20 protein-coding genes and 1 pseudogene are annotated in these 21,395 nt (G+C 71.4%); 13 read left to right on the top strand and 8 right to left on the bottom strand.

All coding sequences use genetic code 11. The features are described 5' to 3' along the window. The 5 genes from Prum_RS30720 (at position 1) to Prum_RS30700 (ending at position 3,317) form a co-directional block, all read left to right on the top strand. Positions 1–654 (top strand): MBL fold metallo-hydrolase, encoded by a 654-nt coding sequence (locus tag Prum_RS30720; RefSeq protein ID WP_173079643.1) that lies wholly within the window; start codon positions 1–3, stop codon positions 652–654. A 55-nt stretch (positions 655–709) separates the two neighbouring features. Next, complete coding sequence (locus Prum_RS30715; protein WP_173079642.1) at positions 710–919, top strand: type II toxin-antitoxin system VapB family antitoxin; 210 nt, start codon at positions 710–712, stop codon at positions 917–919. Further along, the gene (locus tag Prum_RS30710; RefSeq protein ID WP_173079641.1) at positions 916–1,341 is read left to right on the top strand and encodes a PIN domain nuclease; all 426 of its coding nucleotides are present in this window, start codon (positions 916–918) and stop codon (positions 1,339–1,341) included. The genes Prum_RS30715 and Prum_RS30710 overlap by 4 nt, the downstream gene beginning before the upstream one ends. 101 nt (positions 1,342–1,442) lie before the next feature. Next, positions 1,443–1,802: a hypothetical protein gene (locus tag Prum_RS30705; RefSeq protein WP_173079640.1), complete on the top strand. Its 360-nt coding sequence runs from the start codon at positions 1,443–1,445 to the stop codon at positions 1,800–1,802. 48 nt (positions 1,803–1,850) lie between these two features. Continuing rightward, the gene (locus Prum_RS30700) at positions 1,851–3,317 is read left to right on the top strand and encodes a Fic family protein (protein ID WP_173079639.1); all 1,467 of its coding nucleotides are present in this window, start codon (positions 1,851–1,853) and stop codon (positions 3,315–3,317) included. A gap of 393 nt (positions 3,318–3,710) precedes the next feature. Here Prum_RS30700 and Prum_RS30695 read toward each other — a convergent pair whose 3' ends face one another. Then, positions 3,711–5,183: a serine/threonine-protein kinase gene (locus Prum_RS30695; RefSeq protein ID WP_173079638.1), complete on the bottom strand. Its 1,473-nt coding sequence runs from the start codon at positions 5,181–5,183 to the stop codon at positions 3,711–3,713. 305 nt (positions 5,184–5,488) lie between these two features. On the opposite strand from Prum_RS30695, the gene Prum_RS30690 reads away from it, so the two are divergent. From Prum_RS30690 to Prum_RS30670, 5 genes are all read left to right on the top strand, one after another. Beyond that, complete coding sequence (locus Prum_RS30690) at positions 5,489–6,097, top strand: RNA polymerase sigma factor (protein WP_173079637.1); 609 nt, start codon at positions 5,489–5,491, stop codon at positions 6,095–6,097. A 34-nt stretch (positions 6,098–6,131) separates the two neighbouring features. Then, on the top strand, positions 6,132–6,791 hold the full coding sequence (locus tag Prum_RS30685; protein WP_173079636.1) for a hypothetical protein: 660 nt from the start codon (positions 6,132–6,134) through the stop codon (positions 6,789–6,791). Positions 6,792–6,799: 8 nt separating this feature from the next. Beyond that, a complete protein-coding gene (locus Prum_RS30680; protein WP_173079635.1) occupies positions 6,800–7,168 on the top strand; it encodes a hypothetical protein in 369 nt (122 codons plus the stop codon). A gap of 3 nt (positions 7,169–7,171) precedes the next feature. Beyond that, positions 7,172–9,307, top strand: coding sequence for a bifunctional polysaccharide deacetylase/glycosyltransferase family 2 protein (locus Prum_RS30675; RefSeq protein WP_173079634.1), 2,136 nt, complete (start codon positions 7,172–7,174; stop codon positions 9,305–9,307). A gap of 71 nt (positions 9,308–9,378) precedes the next feature. Further along, complete coding sequence (locus Prum_RS30670) at positions 9,379–10,002, top strand: hypothetical protein (protein ID WP_178132667.1); 624 nt, start codon at positions 9,379–9,381, stop codon at positions 10,000–10,002. Positions 10,003–10,066: 64 nt separating this feature from the next. On the opposite strand, the gene Prum_RS30665 is transcribed toward Prum_RS30670, so the two are convergent. Together Prum_RS30665 and Prum_RS30660 are read right to left on the bottom strand one after the other, a co-directional pair. Continuing rightward, positions 10,067–10,714, bottom strand: coding sequence for an ester cyclase (locus tag Prum_RS30665; RefSeq protein ID WP_218577406.1), 648 nt, complete (start codon positions 10,712–10,714; stop codon positions 10,067–10,069). Between the two features lie 152 nt (positions 10,715–10,866). Beyond that, the gene (locus tag Prum_RS30660) at positions 10,867–12,390 is read right to left on the bottom strand and encodes an FAD-binding oxidoreductase (RefSeq protein WP_173079632.1); all 1,524 of its coding nucleotides are present in this window, start codon (positions 12,388–12,390) and stop codon (positions 10,867–10,869) included. Positions 12,391–12,484: 94 nt separating this feature from the next. Between Prum_RS30660 and Prum_RS30655 the strand changes: the two genes are divergently transcribed. After that, positions 12,485–12,859, top strand: coding sequence for a DUF4180 domain-containing protein (locus Prum_RS30655; protein ID WP_173079631.1), 375 nt, complete (start codon positions 12,485–12,487; stop codon positions 12,857–12,859). Between the two features lie 60 nt (positions 12,860–12,919). Here the strand turns inward: Prum_RS30655 and Prum_RS30650 are convergent, their stop codons facing one another. Then, on the bottom strand, positions 12,920–13,150 hold the full coding sequence (locus Prum_RS30650) for a hypothetical protein (protein ID WP_173079630.1): 231 nt from the start codon (positions 13,148–13,150) through the stop codon (positions 12,920–12,922). Between the two features lie 103 nt (positions 13,151–13,253). Further along, a complete protein-coding gene (locus Prum_RS30645; protein WP_218577405.1) occupies positions 13,254–14,351 on the bottom strand; it encodes an ROK family transcriptional regulator in 1,098 nt (365 codons plus the stop codon). A gap of 114 nt (positions 14,352–14,465) precedes the next feature. On the opposite strand from Prum_RS30645, the gene Prum_RS30640 reads away from it, so the two are divergent. Both Prum_RS30640 and Prum_RS52155 read left to right on the top strand, forming a co-directional pair. Then, positions 14,466–16,037, top strand: coding sequence for an alkaline phosphatase D family protein (locus Prum_RS30640; protein ID WP_246278196.1), 1,572 nt, complete (start codon positions 14,466–14,468; stop codon positions 16,035–16,037). Positions 16,038–16,039: 2 nt separating this feature from the next. Beyond that, positions 16,040–16,855: a polysaccharide lyase family protein gene (locus Prum_RS52155; RefSeq protein ID WP_173079627.1), complete on the top strand. Its 816-nt coding sequence runs from the start codon at positions 16,040–16,042 to the stop codon at positions 16,853–16,855. A 91-nt stretch (positions 16,856–16,946) separates the two neighbouring features. Here the strand turns inward: Prum_RS52155 and Prum_RS55245 are convergent, their stop codons facing one another. The 3 genes and pseudogenes from Prum_RS55245 to Prum_RS30625 all read right to left on the bottom strand — a co-directional run bounded on the left by Prum_RS55245 (position 16,947) and on the right by Prum_RS30625 (position 21,310). Continuing rightward, on the bottom strand, positions 16,947–18,089 hold the full coding sequence (locus Prum_RS55245) for a LamG-like jellyroll fold domain-containing protein (RefSeq protein ID WP_371871280.1): 1,143 nt from the start codon (positions 18,087–18,089) through the stop codon (positions 16,947–16,949). Positions 18,090–18,208: 119 nt separating this feature from the next. Then, positions 18,209–19,246: pseudogene (locus Prum_RS49800) on the bottom strand (beta-L-arabinofuranosidase domain-containing protein); the annotation flags it as partial. Positions 19,247–19,426: 180 nt separating this feature from the next. Next, entirely contained in the window at positions 19,427–21,310 is a 1,884-nt protein-coding gene (locus Prum_RS30625) for a glycoside hydrolase family 127 protein (RefSeq protein WP_173079626.1), read from the bottom strand. Positions 21,311–21,395: the final 85 nt, after the last annotated feature.

Below are 21,395 nucleotides of genomic sequence, written 5' to 3'. Positions count from 1 at the left end.
GTGCCGTACACCGGAGACGTGACGCCCGGCGGCCCGCCCGACGTACGGGCACTCGACGCGCTCACCATCACCAAGATGTCCGTCGGCCCGATGGACAACAACGCGTACCTCCTGCGCTGCGCGACCACCGGCGAGCAACTGCTCATCGACGCCGCCAACGAGGCACCCCGGCTGCTCTCGCTGATCGGCGATGATGGTCTGTCCACTGTGGTCACCACACACCGGCACATGGACCACTGGGTGGCCCTGGAAGAAGTGGTGGCCGCGTCGGGCGCCCGCCCGGTAGCACACCCCGCCGACGCCGGCGAGCTGCCCGTGCCGTGCGACACCGTCCACGATGGAGACTCCGTACGCGTCGGCGCCTGCGAGCTGGAGGTCATCCACCTGGTCGGCCACACACCCGGCTCGATCGCCCTGCTGTACCGCGACCCGGCCGGCACCGCGCACCTGTTCACCGGCGACTCCCTCTTCCCCGGCGGCGTCGGCAACACGCGCGGGAACGCCGCAGACTTCGCGTCACTCCTCCACGACGTCTCGACGAAGCTCTTCGACCGGCTCCTCGACGAGACGTGGTTCTACCCCGGCCACGGCAAGGACTCCACCCTGGGCGCCGAACGCCCGTCGCTACCGGACTGGCACGCCCGCGGCTGGTGACCGCCACCATGAGATATACTCAGCAGGCAGCCGGTATATACAGGGGTGGTCAGCCGTGACGAAGGTACTTATCGATGTCGACGATGACGCCCTTGCAGAGGCGTCGGCACTGCTCGGCACCAAGACGAAGAAGGACACCATCAACACCGCGCTGCGCGAGACAGCCAACCAGCTGCGACGGGCAAAGGCCCTAGCTCGCCTCGCGGAGCTCGGAGAGGCCGGCGCGTTCGACCAACTGTTAGACAAGACCACATACCGCGCATGACCCCGGCCCGCTTCCTGGTCGACACCAGCGCCGTGGTTCGGCTACTGCGCGATCCCGACGTCCGCGCCCGGTGGCAGCCACAGATCACCGCGGGCGTTATGGGCATGTGTCCGATCACCGAACTCGAGCTTCTGCACAGCGCACGGTCCAAAGCCGACCGCGAGGAATGGCTGGAACTACTCAGCGCCACCTTCACATGGATCGCCATGCCCGACCGCGTCTTCAGCCGGGCAACCGAAGTCCAGGCCGCCATGACCGCTCGTGGCACCCACCGCTCGGCCGGTGCCGTCGATCTGCTTCTCGCCGCGACCGCCGAACTGAGTGGCCTCGCACTGGTGCACTACGACCACGATTTCGACGAAGTCATCAAGGTAACGAGCCAGCCAGCGGTATGGGTCGCCGCGCCTGGCTCCATCGCCTGACCCGGTAGCCCCCTGCCGGTTTCGGCCAAGCCCAGCGGGTAGCCCGGCGTCGGTCATACGGTGAGGTGGTCAGCGCACCACGCAACCGGTTGGAGGGCATCATGTACGGCGCAATCCTGGTCCGTTGGGGCGAGAACATTCCCGGTCGTGAGGCCAAGGGGCTCGACGTATTCGGCAAGGCGGTCAATCGGTTCGAGGAACTGGCCAAGCAGGGTCGGGTGCACAGCCACCGCGAGTTCTTTTCGCTCACCGGCCGGCAGGGCGGTTTCATGATCGTCGACGGCGAGCTGGACGAGCTGATGAAGATCGTCGCGGAGGAGGAGACGCTCACGCTCAACACGCAGGCCACCGCGATCGTGGCGGACTTCGAGATTCAGGTCTTCGGTGGCGGCAACGACCACTCGGTCCAGCAGCTCATGGGGAACTACACGGAAAGCATGCGGGAGCTCGGGTACATGTGACGGAGCCATATCACTTGTTGATCTCCGTTTCCGTGATATATTGGGGAGGTGGGTCGCTGGGAAGAGGCTGCCTGGGCGCCCGATCTGGCCGCGCCGGGAGGGCGTCGCGCCCGCCAGGGCTTCACGTATCGCGCATACATCCCCGATGCCCTTGACGCAGACGGCCTGATGTTCAGCGCGGCGACGGCCGCGGACATCGCGGACGCGGAGGCCGCTATCGCGGTGGCCGATCACGGCCGCCATCTGGTGGCCATGGAGACCCTCGCTCGGCTGCTCCTGCGCAGCGAGTCGGTGGCGTCCAGCCGCATCGAAGGGCTGGAGTGCAGCCAGCGCAGGCTCGCCGAGGCCGCCTTCGCTCCCGAGCACGCCGGTGAGACGGCCCGCCAGGTGCTGGCCAACATCGACGCCATGCGGCAGGCGATCGAAACAGGAGCCGCCGACCGCGATCTCACGATCGACGACATCAAGAGCATGCACGAGCTCCTGATGCGGGAGGATCGCGCGACGGGACGGTTCGCCGGCGAGTTCCGCGCTCGGCAGAACTGGATCGGCGGACGGAGCGATAGCCCGCGCGACGCGGCCTACATCCCGCCGCCACCCGCGTACGTCGAGCCGCTCATGCGCGACCTGGTCGCCTTCATCAATCGTGACGACGTGCCCACCCTTGCCCAGGCCGCGATCGTGCACGCCCAGTTCGAGACGATCCACCCGTTCATCGACGGAAACGGTCGGGTCGGGCGCTGCCTGATCCACACCGTACTGGCACGCCGGCGGCTGGCATCCCGGATGCTCGTGCCGGTCAGCCTCGTCCTCGCGGCTTACGGAGACCACTACATCGAAGGGCTGGTCGACTTCCGGGAGGGCCGGATCGACCAGTGGTGTGGCACGTTCGCCTCAGCAGCCCGGCTCGCGATCGACGGCGCCGCGCAGTTCGAGGAGCGGCTGGCCACCATGATCACGCGCTGGCGGTTCGAGTCAGACGCACGGCCCGACTCGCACCTCTGGCGGGCGTGCGAGCAGACCACCATCACGCCGGTGTTCACCATGGTGTCCCTGCGCGACGAGCTCCGATGCTCGACTACAGCCGCCACCGAGGTCATCGAACGGTTGGAAGCGATCGGCATCGTCACGCAGGTCAGCCTGGGCAAGCGCAACCGCGTGTACCTGAACAGAGCGGTGCTCCGGTTGCTCGACGACTTCGAGCGGGATCTGCTCAGTGCCGACGGGAAGCCCGGCCGGCTGCGGACCTCGGCCCGTGCCAAGACATCGGTCCCGGCCGCGGTGCTGCCATCCATCGAGCACGCGGTGCTGGAGTCCTTTCCAGTGGGTACCGATGCGCCACCGGCCACCGGCACCATCGCGCGGATCTCCGGCTACCGCCCTGACCAGATCCGCCTGGTTCTAGAGAAGTTCGCCGCCGAGGGTCTGTTGGAGCGGGTCGACACACAGGGATGGGCCTTGACGCCAAAAGGTCGCCAGCTCCGCGCAATGATCCGGACGAACGAGGACCTCTAGCATCGGGCGGCCGCGTACAGGTGTTCGTTGCGGCGCGCCCCGGCAGGGCCCCGCTTGGGTAGTCCCGCGTGAGTAGGGCGCCCCACTCACACCGCAAGTCCTGATAGGGGCGGGGAGATCGACGCCAGCCTGCGGTGATCATGAGGTTAGCGTTGGGGAGAGCGCTTGCCCGGACGCCAACTTCATGATCACCGCAGAAATCGGGCTACCGTGCTGAGCACGCTATCCCGCGGCCCCGCACGCCGACCCCGCCGATCAAGGACTTCTGCGTCGATCAAGGGCGAATGGTCGCGGTTCAGAGATCAATCCACGACCATTCGCCCTTGATCGGCGCGGGGACGGCGGCGCGGGGACGGCGGCGCGGGGACGGCGGCGCGGGGACGGCGGCGCGGGCTAGATGGCGTGTAGGGACGCGGCGATCGCGTCGAGGTCGGGTAGCGCCGCGTAGCCGGCCACTGTCAGCGTGCCGTTGGCGCGCAGTTCGCGTACCCGATCGGTGAAATCGCCGAATGCGTCCGCCGCCTGCTCGGCGTTTCCGGCGCGGACGTGGCGGGCGACCTGGTTGAGCTTCCTGATCAGCTCTCGTGCGGCCTTGGCGGTGAGTTGGCCGCTGTCGGCCTGCTCCTGGACGACGGCGGCGAGCGTGCCGATCCGCTCGATCGGTGTCACCTGCCGGGGCGGCGTGGTCGGGGCGGACGGCGACGGCGACGGGCTGGGGGTGCCCAGCTCGGCGACGCCCGTCGGCGCCAGGGGCACGAACGTGGTCGGCTGGTTGGTAACCGCGGCCGGCTCGTCGCCGCGGCTCGACAGGACGGCGGTCGCGGCCACGAGGCTGACGACGGCGCCCACCAGCAGCAGGATCACCCAGCCGGACAGCCAGTGCCGCAGCCAGCTCAGGGCCTGCTCGGTGACAGGCCCGCCGGCGCGGTGCCGCCCGCCCGAAGGAACGCCCGAAGGAAGGAGCTCGGTGGGTACGTCGGCGGGGACAACGGTGGGCACGTCCGGGATCTCGGGCTGCCCGGCGATCGCGCGCAGCCGGTCCCGGACCTCCCAGGCGCTGGTGGGCCGGTCGACGGGGTCCTTGGCCAGCAGCTCGCGGACGAGTTCGTCGAGCGCCGTCGGGATGTCGTCCCGGTGCGCGCGCAGCGGCACCGCGGGCTCTTCCAGGTGCAGGTCGAGGACGTCCAGCGGGCTGTCCGCGTTGAACGGCGCGGCGCCGGTCAGCATCGCGTACAGCACGCAGCCGACCGCGTACAGGTCGGTGCGGGCGTCGATCGGGCCGCCGAGGGCCTGCTCCGGCGCCATGAACAGGTAGCTGCCCACCACCATGCCGGCGGCGGTGAGAGCGGACTGGGTGGCGGTCCGGTGCAGCACCGCGATGCCGAAGTCGCACACCTTCGCGGTCCCATCGGGCTCGACGAGGATGTTGGCGGGCTTGATGTCCCGGTGCACCACCCCGGCCTGGTGTGCGGCGCCGAGGGCGTCGCAGACCTGGGCGGCGATCGCGGCGGCACGCTCCACCGGCAGCCGGCGGTGCATGGCGATCAGGCGGTTGAGGCCGTCGCCCTCGACCAGTTCCATCGCCAGGTACGCGACGTCGTTGTCGACGTCCACGTCGTACACCCCGACGAGGTTATGGTGGGCGAGACTGGCGACGGAGCGCGCCTCCCGGCGGAGGCGTTCCAGCGCCACCGGATCGGTTTGCCAGGCCGGGTCGAGCACCTTCAGCGCGGCCGCACGATCAAGCCGCTCGTCCCGGGCCTGCCACACGCTGGCCGTCGCGCCGCGTCCGAGCTGCCGTTCCAGCCGGTAGCGGCCGCCCACGACCTCACCCGTGCGGAAAGCGAAGCTCAGTTCGTCGCGCATAAGGAGTCAGGCGCCGGGCCGCCCTGTGGCGTTACACCACGGAAGGGCCGGGGCAGCGGTCGACGAGCCGACCGCCGGGACCGCCCCGGCCACGCTCCGGAGCACGATCGCACCAGAGCACCGGCGGGCCCCGCGACCGGGGAACGGATGGACCCTCTGGGCGAAGGGATGCACGTCGCGAACGAACGGACGCTCTTCTCTCCGTTGTCCGATTTCGAGTAACGCGGTACCACGGAACCTGAGCGGGCCACGCTCAACTTGGCCGACATTTACCCTGGTGGAAGCGGGTGTAGCCTGCTCCCTCGATGCATCTGAACGACGAGGAACTCGCGAGTGCCCTGACCGCCGCCATCCAGGGCGACTCCGCGGCCTTCGCCGTACTCTGGCGAGCCCTGCAACCGGCCCTGCTGCGGTATCTGCGGGTGATCGTAGGCGAGGCCGCCGAGGATGTGGCCTCCGAAACCTGGCTGCAGGCGGCCCGCGACCTGCGCCGCTTCTCCGGCCCGCCACACGTGTTCCGGGTGTGGCTCTTCACGATCGCCCGGAACCGCGCCATCGACGAGCGGCGGCGCGCCCGGCGCCGGCCGGAGGAGCCGCGCGACCTGTCCGACCGGGATGTGTTCGCCGTCCAGCCGGACATCGCCCACGACGTGATCCAACGGTCCGAGACCGACTGGGCACTCGCCGTCATCGCCTCGCTGCCCAAGGACCAGGCCGAGGCGGTGACGCTGCGCGTGGTGGCGGGGCTGGATGTGGCGCAGACCGCGAAGGTGCTCGGCAAGCGGCCGGGGGCGGTGCGCATCGCCGCGATGCGCGGCCTGCGGCGGCTGGCCGAGCACGCCGAGGTGCGGGCCCGCCGGGACGCGGCCCGGCCGTCGCTGGGCCTGAACTCCCCGCGCCCGGAGGGGGTGTAACGCGATGGGACGCCGAGACGCATTCTTCAACGCCATGCGTACGTCACGGAAGCCCCGGATCGGGCCGCGCGAGGCCGAGCGACTGCTCGACGCCGCCCCGAGCGGCTCCGCCTACCCCGAACTCAGCTACCTCCTCGCCGCCGCGACCGCGCCGCCGCGGCCACACGAACTGGCTGGCCTGCACGCGGCCGTGGCGGCGTTCGAGGAGGCCGGCCGGTACCCGGACGCGCCCGCCCGGCGCCGTTCCCGCCTGCTCCGCCCGCTCGGCGTCAAGCTCGCCGCCGGCGTGGCCGTCCTGCTGGTCGGCGGTACGGCGCTGGCGGCGGAGACCGGCAACCTGCCGACCAACCCGTTCACCTCGGGCGGGGCACCGCCCCCGGCCACCAGCGCTCCCCGGGTCGACCGCTCCACGACCGCGCCGGCCCCGGACCCGAGTCCCACCAACCACGGCCGCACCCTCGCCCCCACCAGCCCGGCCGTGCTCGGGCTGTGCCGTGCGTGGGAGGCGATCCAGAAGAACCCGAAGGCCAAGCCGATGGCCGCCGAGGCGTTCCGCGATCTGGCCGCGGCCGCTGGCGGCGCCGACCACATTGGAGCCTTCTGCGCCCCGCTGCTGGCCCAGAAGCCGGAACGCACCACGGGCGGCGGCAAGGACCATCCCAAACCCAGCCCGACCCCGCACAGGAAGGGCTAGGCGAGGCCGTGCACGCCGATCCGGTCTTCGTCGACGGTACGGGCCGCCGCCGGCGCCTCTTCGCGCTGGCCGGCGCGGCCGCGGGAGTCCTGCTGGCGCTGGCCGCTCTCGTGCTGGTGGCCGGCTTCACCGGTACGGGACCGGGGCACCTGCCCACGCTTCCGCTGCCGGCCGGCGGTGACGCACGGGAAGCCGTGTCGCCGCCCAGACCGTCGGGCACGCCGACCACCCCCGCTCAGGCGCCGCGTCCGGGGTTGCCGATACCGTCCACAGTAGAGTCTCCGTCAGTCGCCGCCGTCACGCCGAGCCCCAGCAGGTCCAACCACCGCCGGGTGCCCACCCACACGCCGGGCAACAAGCCGTCCAAAAAGGCGTAGGCGATGTCCGCCAAACACGTACGGCTGCGGGAGCCCGCCGCCCACTGGCTGCTGCTGTGCGTCTTCATGGTGGTCCTGCTCGCCGGCCTGTGCTTCAACGGGTACGTGTCGCACGTCGGCGCGGAAGGCAGCGGCCCCGCACCGGTCCCGCCGGCGGGTGGCTCGGTGCCGGCGGCGCTGACCGACGGCGGGCCGGTCCTGCGGATCGGCACCGACGGCGCGGTCACCAGCCGGTCGATGCCGGACAGGACGATCGCGCTCACGTTCGACGACGGTCCCGATCCACAGTGGACGCCGAAGATCCTCGACGTGCTCGCCCGGTACGGCGCGCACGCCACCTTCTTCCAGGTGGGTTCGGCGGTCAACGAGCATCCGGACATCGCCCGCCGCGTGCTGTCCGAGGGGCACGAGATCGGCGCGCACACGTTCACCCACGCAGATCTGACCAGCATCCCGGCATGGCGGCGCGGGATCGAGCTGACCCTCAGCAACAACGCCATCGCCGCGGCCACCGGACGGGTGCCGGTGCTGGTGCGGCCGCCGTACTCGTCGGAGCCCGACGCGGTCACCGGCGCCGACTTCACGGCGCTGCGCCAGGCGGCCGCCGCCGGCCACCTCATCGTGCTGGCCGACCGCGACACCGAGGACTGGCGGCGCCCCGGGGTGGCCGCGATCATCGCCGCCGCCCAGCCGGCGAAGGGGCGCGGCGCCGTCGTCATGATGCACGACTCCGGCGGGAACCGCGCCCAGACCGTCGCCGCGCTGGACGCGTTGATCCCGCGGTTGCAGGCCCAGGGGTACCGCTTCACGACGGTCTCCGCGGCGTTGGGCCTGCCGGCCGCCGCGGCGGCGCCGACCGGCCAGCGGCTGCGCGGCCACGCCCTGCGTTGGGCCCAGGCGGGCAGCGGGTGGCTGGCCCGCGCGCTGACCGCGCTCATGCTCGTCGCGGTGGTGCTCGCCGCGCTGCGCCTGGCCATCCAGCTAATCTGCGCGCGGATCCACCTGCGCCGGGTACGCCGCCGCGCCCGCGAGCCGTTGCGCTTCCTCGGCCCGGTGACGGTCGTCGTGCCGGCGTACAACGAGTCGGCCAACATCGCGGCCACCGTACGGTCGCTGGTGGCCAGCGACTACCCGCAACTGGAGGTCATCGTCGTCGACGACGGCTCCTCCGACGGCACCGCGGACATCGTCGAACGCCTGCGCCTGCCCGGCGTATCCGTCATCCGCCAGGCCAACGCCGGCAAGCCGGCCGCGCTCAACACCGGGATCGCGCACGCGCGCGGCGACATCCTCGTACTGGTGGACGGCGACACCGTCTTCGAGCCGGACGCGGTGGGCCGGCTGGTGCAGCCGTTGCGCGAGCCCGACGTGGGTGCGGTGTCCGGCAACACCAAGGTGGCCAACCGGCGCGGCCTGCTCGGCCGCTGGCAGCATCTGGAGTACGTCATCGGGTTCAACCTCGACCGCCGGATGTTCGACGTGGCCCGCTGCATGCCCACCGTCCCCGGCGCGATCGGCGCCTTCCGGCGGGCCGCTGTCGTGGACGTCGGCGGCGTGCCGGCGGACACCCTCGCCGAGGACACCGACTTCACGATGGCGCTGATCCGGGCCGGCTGGCGGATCCTGTACGCGCCGGACGCGGTCGCCTGGACCGAGGCGCCCGCATCGCTGCGGCAACTGTGGCGCCAGCGCTACCGCTGGTGCTACGGCACGATGCAGGCCACCTGGAAGCACCGGCGGGCGCTGGTGCAGTCCGGTCCCGCCGGCCGGCTGGGTCGCCGCGGCCTGACGTACCTGCTGCTCTTTCAGGTCCTGCTGCCGCTGACCGCGTGCATGGTCGACGTGTACGGCGTGTACGGCGTGCTCTTCCTGCCGCTGGGCAAGGTGGCGGCGGTGTGGGCCGGGTTCACGCTCGTCCAGGTGCTCACCGCCGGGTACGCGCTGCACCTGGACCGGGAGCGTTTTGGTCCACTGTGGAGCCTGCCACTGCAGCAGATCGTGTACCGGCAACTGATGTACCTGGTCGTCATCCAGTCGACGGTGATGGCGCTGCTCGGCGGCCGGCTGCGCTGGCACCGCATGGCGCGTACCGGTGCGGTGGCGTCGCAGCTGCCCTCGGCGTTACACCCGCGCGGTTGACTCCGCATCAATCGTGAAATGTAGGTCGACACTGTGGTTTGTCGCATGTTGGCCGCATTAGCGTGTCGGCCATGCGACACCTCTGGACCTTGATCGCGGCGCTCGTCATCGCTCCCCTGGCCTGGCTGCTCCTGGCATTCGGTCAGGAACGGTCGATCCGGGCGTTGAGCCCGGAGGGCACCGGAGACCTCGTCCGCCCCGCGGTGTGCCTCGCCGCGGCGGGGCTCCTGCTCGGTCTCCTGGCGACGCTGCGGTTCTCACCGCTCGGCGCGTTCGTCGCCGGGCTGGCCTACGCGGGCAGCTACCTGGCCGCCGTAGCGAATCCGGACGGCGTGCTCGACGCGTTCCCGAGCAGTGTGACCATCGCCGGCCGGGACGCCGACCCGACCACCCCGCTGCGGACCGGGACCGCCTTGCTGCTCGGCGCGTTGCTCCTGTTGGGTGTGGTGAGCGTGGGCCGCTGGCGGCAGTGGCCGGCGCGCCAGGACGCCGACGCGGACCCGCCGGCCAGCGAGCTCCCGCTCCGCGCCGACCGGCCGCTCGGCGTGGACGGCCTGGGCCTCGCCCCGGCGGCCCGAACCGCGGAACCGGAACCGGCCTGGGCCGGTGGGGATGGCTGGGGGGCCGGCCGCCACACGGCCGAGCCCGACCTCGTGGCCCGCCACGCGAGCCGGACCAGCCGCCCGTACGCCTAACCCCGCACGTGTGGAGCCGCGGCCGAACCAGCCGCGGCTCCAGCCCTACGGCAGGGCTACCCCCTTACATGTTGACCGCGCCGACCTGCCGCAAGGCCCCAAGGAAGTCGAAGTTCCACCAGCCTTCCTGGATCTTCCCCTCGTGCATCCGGTGGATCGTCATGCCGGTCATCTCCACCTTCTTCTTGGTGGGTGCGATGCCCAGGAACTCCCCGCTGTGCGTGCCCCGCCACGTCCACCGCGTGATGACCTTGTCGCCCTCCGCGAGCTGATCCTCCACTGTGAACTTGAAGCCGCGGAACGCGTTGCGGTACATCTCGATTTCCACCCGCGCCCCGTCGACCCCGCGCACATCCTCCTCGTTGGTGGCGTCGTGGTCGTGGTAGTCGTCCGTCAGCAGGTCACCGAGCCGGGCGAGCTCGCCTTTGCTGGCCATCTCGAAGAACCGCCGGGCCGTGGCCTTGTTGAGCTGTTCGTCCCGGACCACGTCGAGATCGGTGAACGTCGGCGGTGCGTCGCACAGCGCCACCATCTCCTCGAAGATGCGGTTCGTCTCGGGAAGGTTCGAGTTGCGCATCGCCTCCTCGTACGACGGGAACTCGACGATTTCGACCACGTGGTGCGCGTCTTTCCGGTCCTTCCCGACGATCGAGTGAGTCGCCGTCCGCTTGCCCTGGGTCGCCTCGACCCATTGATCGAGCAGACGGTTCACGTCGTCCACCCGATCGGTCTTACAGTCAACGATCTGGACGAATGTCATGGCACGCCCCCTCCGGGGTCCACCTGTCTGGAACGGCGTGTATCCCGGGTCACGGCCTGCGATCAGGATAAGCCCGACATTTCAGAAGTACAACAGTTCAGGCACTATGCCCGGATGGCGAGCGCGTGCCGGAAGACGTCCCGTGGATCCCACCGGGCCTTCACCCGGCGCAGCCGCGCGTAGTTGTCCCCGTAGTAGAGGGCGTGCCAGGGCACGCCGGACGCGTTCCACGCCGGATCGGCCAGGTCCGTGTCCGGATAGTTGATGTACGCCCCGTCCGCGACCGGAACGCCCCCGGTGTCCGCGTACATGTCCCGGTAGAACTCGCGGATCCACGCCACGTGCCGGTCGTCCTCCGCCGGGTCCGACCAGGCCACCAGATAGAACGCCTTCATCACCGCGTCGCGGTGCGCGGTGGCCGACGCCTCCGGGGGTACGGCGTTGATCCGGCCGCCGTGCGTGTTCAGACTCAGCGAGCCGCCCGGGTTGTCGTAGTCGCCGCAGGTCAGGTGCCGCTGGGCGGCGGCGAGCTGCGCGCCGGAAAGCGACCGCCGCAGGTACGCCGATTTCACCTTCAGCCGCCATTGCTTGCCGTCGTCGCCGCCGGGCTGCCGCACCGACGCCAACCACGGCGTCATTTCCTGGGTACGGCTCTGCGGCGCACCGGCCACGCGGGCGAGCGCGGCGATGAAGTCGTCGGCCAGCCGCTCGGCGTCCGGCCCACCCGCCACCTGACCGGCCAGCAGGTGCGGGCCCGGACTGCGGCGCAGGACCATCTCCGCGTACACCCGGGCGTAGGGCGAGCCGGACGCGCTGTGCCGCTCGCACCAGGCGCCGAAGCCGCGCGCCAACCCGGTCAGCGCCTCCGGTCGCCAGGTGACCGTGAAGCTGAGTACCGAGTCAGGCGCCGGCGGCAGGTCGCGGAACCAGTACCGGGTCACCACGCCGAAGTTGCCGCCACCACCGCCGGTGTGCGCCCACCACAGGTCCCGGTGCGGATCGTCCGGCTCCCGGGTGGCCACGACGGCCCGCGCCCGGCCCGACCGGTCCACGACGACGACTTCGACGCCGTACAGGTGGTCGACCGAGAGGCCGTGGAGCCGGCCCAGCGGGCCGAAGCCGCCGCCGACGATGTGGCCGCCCGCGCCGACCCCGGGACATGCCCCGGCCGGCACGGTCACGCCCCAGCTCAGATAGAGCCGGCGGTACACCTCGCCCAGCGTCGCGCCGGCCTCCACGGCGTACGCGCGCCGGCCGGCGTCGTAGTACACCCCGTCCATAAAGGACGTGTCGATGACCACCTTGACGGCGGGATCGTCGACGAAGTTCTCGAAGCAGTGTCCGCCGCTGCGCACGGCGACCCGGCGCCCGGTGTCGACGGCCTCCTGCACCGCGTGCACGACCTGCTCGGTCGTGCTCACCACGCGTACGTGGTCCGGCCTGCCGACGAACCGCCGGTTGCCCCGCCGGACCAGGTCGGCGTAGCGCGGATCGCCGGGCCGGACCAGCACGGACCCGACCGGCGCCGGCGTACGGCCGTCCGCCGCGGCGGCCACCAGTGGTGCGGCCACGCCGGTCACCACGACGGCGCCGGCTCCCAGTACTCCCCTTCGCGTGAATGTCCCCATGCGACAGACGCTAGGAAAGATCGCGACGGCGGCCCATCCGGCCAGCCGGAAAACCGGTACGGGGGCTGCCCCTACCGCCGTAGCATGGGCAGGCATGACCTCCTGGACGCTTGACGAAGTCCACGGCGTGCGCGTTTTCGCGTTCGCGCCCGACGGGCCGCCGGTGCGCGACGCCATGGAGCTTGTCGCGGCCGCCTTCGAGCACGACGCCGAGTTCCTGGTCGTGCCGGCCGAGCGGCTCGCCCCCGAGTTCTTCACGCTGAGCTCGGGCGTCGCCGGGGAGTTCCTCCAGAAGCTCGTCAACTACCGGCTCCGCCTGGCGGTCATCGGCGATATCTCCGCGCACGTCGCCGCCAGCAACGCCCTGCGCGACTTCGTCCGCGAGACCAACCGCGGCCGCCAGGCATGGTTCCTAGAAACCCGCGCCGACCTGGCTACGCGCCTAGCCGCCCCCACCCCCCACGGATGATCAGGGAACGGCTCTGGCGTGTCCCGGCGCGTCGCGAAAGCTGGTCCCTGATCACCGCCCTCAGGGGCGGGCCAGGACGGTGGCGACCGCGACCAGGGCGAGCCCCATCAGCGCGACCAGCATGACCATCGCCCCGGCGATCGCCAGCGCGGGCGCCACGGGCGGGCGACCCGGCACCACCGCCGGATGCGCGGCGGTCACCAGCACCGGCTGCGCCGCCGGCGGATGGACCGGAAGCGACGGCGCCGGCGGATCGCGGTGGGCGTACGCGGGGTTCAGGTAGTGGTCCATACCGAAACAGCGCTCCACCGCCGGAAATCGTCACACCACCACCTCACCCACCCGTGATCAAGGCGTCCTTCAAGTCGTTATAACGACTTGAAGGACGCCTTGATCACGGAGAGTGGGTTCGGAGCAGGTCCGCCTCGATCCGGTCCAGGGCCAGCCGTACGGCGCCCAGCGCGACTGACTCGTCACTCAGGGTCGACGCCTCGATCCGGGTCGGGCTCAGGCACAGCGGGCGCACCTGCCGGCGTACCTCCTCGACAAGAGCACCGCCGGCGAGGGTGAGCGCGCCGCCCACGACGACCATCTCCGGGTCCATCGCCAGGACGAGCGCGGCCACGCCTCGCGCCATGCGCGCGGCCAGCGCGGCCACCCGCTCCCGGGCCTGCGCGTCGCCGGCGTCGGCCGCGGCCAGGACCTTCGCCGCGGCCCCTTCGAGGTCGACCCCGCGCCGGCCGGCGAGCGCCGCGGCGGTGTCCCGCCAGCCCAGCTCGGGCAGCACGCCGACCTCGCCGGCGGCGCCCCAGCGACCGCGCCGCAGCTGCCCGCCGATGATGGCGCCCGCGCCCGTGTGCAGGCCGGCGAGCACGTACACGACGTCGTCGACGTCGACGGCGACGCCCCGCCAGCGCTCGGCCACGGCGGCGAGGTTGGCGTCGTTCTCCACCAGCACCGGGCAGGCGAACGACCGGCCGAGCTCGCGGGCCAGGTCGACGCCGGCCCAGTCCGGCACGACCGTGCACGAGGTGACCCGGCCCTCGGGGTCGACCACGCCGGGGGTGCCGGCCGCGACGGCCCACAGCTCCGCGTGGGTGGCGCCGGCCTCGCGCAGGCACGCCCGCACCGCCGCGCGGACCGCCGCCAGGCGCTCGGCTCGGGCCCCCGCCGGATCCAGCTCCGCGCGGTGGCTGGCCACCGTCCGACCGTCCAGGTCGGACAGGAAGAGCACCGTCCGGTGCGCGTCGATCTCGATGCCGAGCGCGAGGCCGGCCTCCGCGCGGAAGCGATATCGCCGCGCTGGCCGCCCCAGCCGCTGCCCGACCAGCGGTGCCACCTCCTCCGCCAGGCCGCGGACGGCCAGTTCCGCGAGTACGGCCTCGGTGGTCGGCCGGGACAGCCCGGTCCGCTGGGCCAGCTCGGTCAGCGTCGGCTCGCCGGCCCCGCGCAGCGCCCGCAGGGTGGCGGCCGAGTTAAGCCGGCGCAGCACCGAGGGGTCACCCCGGTGAAGTTGACCTTCAGACACCCGCGCACCCCTTGACATCGCCAACCGCACCCGGAAGCTTAATGCACGCTACTTATGAAAGGTTCCTTCGGAAGTGAGGTGGCCACCATCGATCGCCGATCCTTTCTCGCCCTGAGCGGTGTCAGCACCGCCGCCGTCGTCCTCGGCTCCGGCCATCCGGCCGCCGCCGGATACGACGGCCGTGTGCCCGCGAACCCGTTCACTCTCGGTGTCGCCTCCGGCGACCCGCATCCCGACGGCGTGGTGCTCTGGACCCGCCTCGCGCCCGAGCCGCTCGCCGCGGACGGCCACGGTGGCATGCCCCGCCGGCCGTTCACGGTGGCGTACGAGGTCGCCGAGGACGAAGGCTTCGCCCGGATCGCGGCGCGCGGACACGCGCTCGCCACGCCCGAGCTGGCCCACTCCGTGCACGTCGAGGTTTGCGGGCTACGCCCCGGCCGGGAGTACTTCTACCGCTTCCGGGCCGGCACGGAGCTGAGCCCGGTCGGGCGGACGAAGACCGCGCCCGCGCCGTACGCGATGCCGGACGAGCTGCGCTTCACCACCGCGTCCTGCCAAGCCTGGTACCACGGCCACTTCACGGCGTACGAGCACATGGCCAAGGAGGACCTGGACGTCCTGTTCTTCCTCGGCGACTACATCTACGAGTACGGCATCACCGCCACCAACCTGTGGCGGCAGGGTGTGCCGATGCCGGCCGCTGAGCACGGCGTCGAGACCGTCACGCTGGAGCAGTACCGGCTGCGCTACGCGCTCTTCAAGACCGACCCCCACCTGCAGGCCGTCCACGCCTCCGTGCCATGGGTCATCACCACGGACGACCACGAGGTGCAGAACAACTACGCCGACGAGTGGTCCGAGACCGGCATCCCGCCGGCCGACTTCCTGCGCCGGCGGGCGGTGGCGTACCGCGCCTTCTACGAGAACCTGCCACTGCGCGCGGTGTCCCTTCCGGACGGTCCACACCTGGCGCTCCACCACCGGCTGCGCTGGGGCCGGCTGGCGGACTTCAACGTGCTGGACAACCGGCAGCACCGCGACCCGTACCCGGCCGGCGCGGTCGTCGACAACTCCCCGGAACGGCACGACCCGAGCCGCACGATCCTCGGAGCCCGCCAGGAGAAGTGGCTGTTCGACGGCGTACGCCGCTCGCAGGCCACCTGGAACGTCTTGGCCACCGGGGTCGTCATGGCCCAGATCGACCGGGACACCGGCCCCGGCGAGCTGTACAGCAACGACATGTGGGACGGCTTCCCGGCCTGCCGCGACCGGCTCTTCGCCGCGCTGCGCCAGTCGCCGGCCACCCCGGTCGTGCTCAGCGGCGACATCCACCGGCACGTCGCGGCCGAGCTGAAGACCGACTGGCGCGACCCGGCCTCGGCCACGATGGGCGTCGAGCTGGTCGGCGGCTCGATCGGCTCCGACGGCGACGGCGCGGACACGGACAGCTTCGGTCCACTGTGGCTGGCCAACCCGCACGTGAAGCTCTACAACGCGCGCCGCGGCTACCTCAGCTGCCGGATGACGCCCACGGCGCTGACCAGCGAGTTCAAGACGCTGCCGTACGTCACGCGGCCCGGCGCACCGGTCACCACCGCGGCCCGCTTCGTCACCGAAGCCGGCCGCCCGGCCCTGAACCGAGAGGTGTGAGCATGCCAGCTTCTGTACGCCGGCTGCGTACGACCGGCGAGCTGGGCCGCATCCTGCTGTCCTGGGAGGGCGAGGCGTACCGGCCGCTCGTGGACCACTACGCGGTCTACGTTTCCGAGCCGGGCGGGCCGGAGAGCCTGCTGGGCAAGACGGTCTACGCCACCTTCGTCCACGGCAAGCTCGGCGGGCGGGCGCGGACGTTCCACTACCGGGTGGTCACCGTCGACGCGGCCGGCGACCGGAGCCGGCCCACCCGCGCCGTGGTGGGCACCAGCGCCGAGTCCGTCACCGTCTCCGGCCGCCCGATCGCGACGGTGGGCACGTTGGACCACAAGAGCCTGGAGTTCGCGCTCGCACCGAACCTCAGCGCCCAGTTCACCGCGCGGTTCGGCACCGGCGTGGACTACACGTACGGCGTGGACGCGCCGGGCGTGGACTGGTCGTACATCCATCCCGGGCCGTCCGACGCCTGGGCCGGGCGCAAGGCGCACCGGTTCACGTTCCGGTTCACTGTGGACGCCGTACCCGCGGGCGAGGTGTGGCTGGCGATCTGGCTCATCGACACGCACGCCACGCTCCCGGGCACCGCGGTGCTGGGCCTGAACGGGACGACCGTGCGGGAGGTGGCGCTGGAGAAGGGCGCCACGCGGGGTTCCTTGGAGGGCGATGCCGCGCTCCCCGGCTCGCCACTCAAGCCGTCGTACGTCGAACTGGCGCTGCCGAAGGCCGCCCTGGTGGCCGGCGAGAACGTGCTGACCATCGACAAGACCAGCGGTTCCTGGCACGTGTACGACGCGCTGGGGGTTTACGAGAAGTAGCGGTAGCGGGAAGGGCCGGCTGGTGGCCCGACTAGCCGGGCGCAGGTCGGAGCCACCAGCCGGGGACCATGGGGGTGAGGTCCTCCTTCCTTTACTGTCCGGTGGAGTGGAGATCGGCCACCTCGGCCGCGGAAAGCACCCGGCTGTAGAGCCGGAAGCCGTCCACCGCGCCGTCCAGGTACGGATCTCCTCCGTACTGGGAGCGGCCGATCCAGTTCTGGGTGGTGCTGCCCAGGTCGGCGGGGCGCAGGGTCAGCGCCGCGTTGCGGGCGACCTCGACGCCGTTGACGTACAGGATGCCGAGGGCGCCGGACAGCGTGACCGCGACGTGCGTCCACGCGCCGGTGGGCAGCGCCGAAGGGGCGTTGATGCGCTGTTCGCCACCCGACCCGGCGGTGGTGATGGCGAACCGCGCGGTGCCCGCGCTGCTGCGCGGGGTGAAGAACATGTTCGTGCTGGTGCCGGAGCCGAGGTCGAACACCCGGGTCCAGTTGGTGATCGTGTCCAACCGGACCCAGGTGGCGACGCTGCACGCGGTGGCACCGGCGAGGATGCCCGCCGGCAACGACACGTGCGCGGTCGAACCGGTGAGATCGACCGCGTTGCCGGTGCGGCCGGTGATCCAGCCGGCACCGCCAGCCAAGGTGGCCGTACGGCCGTTGCCGGTCGCGTCCGCCGCCGCGGTGCCCGACGTCTCGTCGAAGCGGTAGTGCGCCACGAACGGCGGCGGGGGCGGCGTGGTGTTGACGTTCCAGTAGACCGTGTAGCGCTGGCCGTGCATCTTGTAGAACGGCAGCAGGGTGACCGCGCCGGTGCTGGCGGTCGCGGTGAACTGCAACGGGGTCGCGGTGGCGGCGATCGTCGACGGGTTGAGCGTGGGCATCGTCGACAGGTTGTTGGTGCCGTACGCGCCGGACAGCACGATCGGGCCGTACTTCACGGCCTGCACCGCGGCGTTGTCCGGAGTGGACTCCCGGGTCAGCGCCATCGGCAGGCTCACGTCGACCGCGTCGCCGGAGGCCCAGGCGCGGCTCACGACCGCGTACGTCCCGGGCGTGACCGTGACGCTCTGGACCACGCCGTTGACCCGGATCTGCGCGCCACTGGTCCACGATGGAATCCGCAGCCGCAGCGTGAACGTCCCCGAGCCGGTGATGGTGAGCCGGGTGGTGGTCGCCTCCGGGTACGCCGTCTCCTGCCGTACGGTGATGCCCCGGCCGGGCCAGATGAGCACCGAGGGGATGAAGAGGTTGACGTACAGGTCATCCCCGAGTGGAAGTAGATGCTGTCCACGTACTTGGTGTTGCTCTCCATGCCGGTGCCGTGGCAGCAGGTCCAGTTGTTGTAGTCGTTGCTGTACGTCTTGATGCCGCCCGGCCGCATCGGCACGTAGTAGCAGTGGAAGCCGTGCGACGAGCTCGGGTCCTGCGCGCCGAGGATGTGGTTGTAGAGCGCCTTCTCGTAGTAGTCCATGTAGTCGGCGCGCGCCGGGTTGGTGAAGAAGAGCTGCCGGGTCAGCTTCAGCATGTTGTACGAGTTGCAGCACTCACACGTCGTGTCGGACAGCTCGCTGGCGATCCGGTTCGGCGCCTTGAAGTACTCGCCGTTGGAGTTGCCGCCGATCGCGTACGAGTGCCGGCCGACCACGATGTCCCAGAAGTTGACGGCGATGTCGCGGTAGCGGGTGGTGCCGGTGGCGTGGTATTCGCGGATCGCGCCGAGCACCTTCGGGATCTGCGTGTTGGCGTGGTAGTTGTTGAGAGCGTCCACGTTGGACGCCAGCGGGTCGAAGACCTCGGCGTGGTCGAAGTACTGCGCGGTCGCCAGGTGGTTGGCGTCGCCGGTGAGCTGGTAGAGGTTGGTCAGCGTCTCGTTCATCCCGCCGAACTCGGTGTCCAGCATGTTCTGGCGCTGGGTCAGCGTCAGCCGGTCGTTGCGGAACTTCACCCACGCCGCCATCCGGGTCAGCACGGTCAGCGCCTGGGCGTTGCCGGCCAGCAGGTGCATGTCGAGCAGGCCCGCCATGATCTTGTGCAGGGTGTAGTACGGCGCCCACACCGACTGCCGCGCCTCGACCCGGTCGATGAAGCTCTCCGGGTACGCCGACAGGTAACCGGTGTTGAACCCGGCGGTGGTGGCCCGGTCCTGGCACTTGGCCAGCTCGGCGACCAGGTAGTCGCCCTTGGTCTTGAACGCGGCGGGGCCGGCGTTCGCGTACCCCTGGGCCAGCGCGGTCAGCACGTGGCCCAGCGAGTGGCCGCGCAGCTCGGTGGTGGGCGACTCCCAGCCACCCATCGCCGCGGCCGACGACGGCAGGCCGACGTTGAGCCGGAACATGTGCAGCAGCCGGTCGGCGTCCAGGAAGCTGAGATAGCTGTGGGTGCGCCCCATGTTGGCCTGGAACGGGCCGGACAGCAGGGTGACGGCGGAAAGCGGGAACGGGTACACGGAAACCCCGGTGTCTGGTAGGGCGGCCGCGGCCGGTGCCGCCGGGATCGCGGTGATCCCGGCCGCCACGGCGGCGCCTGCGACCCCCGTGCGCAGGACGGTTCGGCGAGACGGGGACATGCGCTACCTCCTATCCAGTGGGAGCCAGACCCGCATCGTGACGGGCCCGCGGTTCGCCCACAGGTGGTAGGGGACGAGGGTGAGGTTGCCCGGCTCTGACTCTTCGGCGTTGATCGATCCGTACGGCCAGCCGTTGCCGGCCGCGGCAGTGGTGGGCGCCGGGATGTCGAGCGCGACGACGTCCCGGCCGAGCGCCGGCAGCGGGCGCTCGGTCACCGGCGCCGAACGGTCCACATTGACCACATCCAGCGCCAGCACCGAGTCGTGGTCGACCGACTCGGCGCAGTACACGAGCGGGCCACGCTCCACCGCCACGCAGCCCCGCACCGCGTCGATGCGCGGATCCGCGGCGGTCCACCGTGGCGCGACCGGCAGCTCCAGCCGTACCTGGTCGCCGGGGCGCCAGGTGCGGGACACGACCGCGTAGCCCGGCCCGACCCGCTCGACGCCCTCGGGCGTCACCAGCGTCGCCTCGCCGGCCCACGCCGGTACGCGCAGCGAGAGCCGCCACGGCCGCTCGCCGGTCCGATCCACCCGCACGACGACCGACCCCTGCCACGGGTAGTCGGTCGTGACGGCCAGCTCGGTCTCGCCGTCGCGCACCGTGCCGCCGGCGTACTGGTGGAGCTGAAGGCCGTGGTGGTCGGCGGTCGCGACGTAGCCGCCCAGCGACGCGAGCGTGCGCGCCACGTTGGTCGGGCAGCACGAGACGTCGCGCCACGGCGCCCGTTCGCTCGACGTGGCCCGCGGCCACGGCTTGGTCGGGTCGAGAGCCGAGCCGGCGCTGCGCTGCTGCAAGGGGTTGGCGTAGAAGAACGCCCGGCCGTCCAGCGACGTCGAGGTGGCCACCACGTTGTAGAGCGTGCGCTCGGCCAAGTCGGCGAAGCGCGCCTCGCCGGTGGCCAGCAGCAGCCGCCAGGACAGCATCACCGACGCGACCGCCGCGCACGTCTCCACGTACGCCCGGTCGGCGGGCAGCTCGAAGTCGTCGCCGAACGCCTCACCCTCGTGCCGCGAGCCCATGCCGCCGGTGAGGTACGTCCGGGTCGCGACCGTCCGCTCCCACTGCCGTACGACGGCGGCGAGCAACTTGTCGTCCCCGGTCTCCACGGCCACGTCGACCGCGCCGCTGGCCAGGTACAGGGCGCGCACCGCGTGCCCCGCGAACGCCGTGCGCTCCCGGATCGGAATGTCGTCCTGGTAGTACGTCCGGCCCAGCTCGATGTCGGGCAGGGTGGCCTGCCCGCGCCGGTCGACGAAGAGCCGGGCCTGGTCGAGGTAGCGCGACGAACCGGTGACGCGGTACAACTCCACCAGCGCCATCTCGATCTCCGGATGCCCGCACAGGGTCTGCCGGCCGGCCGCGCCGAACTCCACGCACACGTGGTCGGCGGCCCGGATCGCCGTCGCCGTCAGCGCGTCCTCTACGCCGGTGCGCAGCCGGGCCACGCCCGCCTGGATGAGGTGGCCGTAGCAGTACAGCTCGTGCCCCCACACCAGGTCCGAGTAGCGCGGCTCCTGTCCGGGCCGGCCGAACACCGTGTTCAGGTACCCGCCCGGCTCCTGCGCCGCCGCGACCACAGTGGACAGCTCATCGATCGGCGCGCTGCCGCCACGACCGTTCTCCCACGCCATCGCCTCGGCGAGCTTGTAGACCTCGGAGTCGGAGAACTCCCGCCCGCGGCGGCGATGCGGCGCCAACTCGCCCGCGGCGGCGAGCCGGAAGTTGCCCAGCCAACCGGTCTTGTCCAGCCACTCGTGCGCGTGCGGGATCGTCGCGTTCGCGTTGCGCTCCTGCCGCTCGCCCCAGAAGCCGCCGCTGAGCCGCACCTGGTCGAGGCCCAAGGGGCGTAGCGCGCCCGCCGACGGAAGCACCGGTCCGATCATGTTCACCCCTTGAGAGCACCCCGGAATGTGGGTGGTCGCGACGGCAGGGGCCAACCGCGCAGCCATCACTCTCCGTCCGAAAATC

It is taken from the genome of Phytohabitans rumicis (genome assembly GCF_011764445.1).
Classification (GTDB): Bacteria; Actinomycetota; Actinomycetes; order Mycobacteriales; family Micromonosporaceae; genus Phytohabitans; species Phytohabitans rumicis.
Note: the sequence above shows the minus strand (reverse complement) of the source record. Positions and strands in the feature narration are given on the sequence as shown.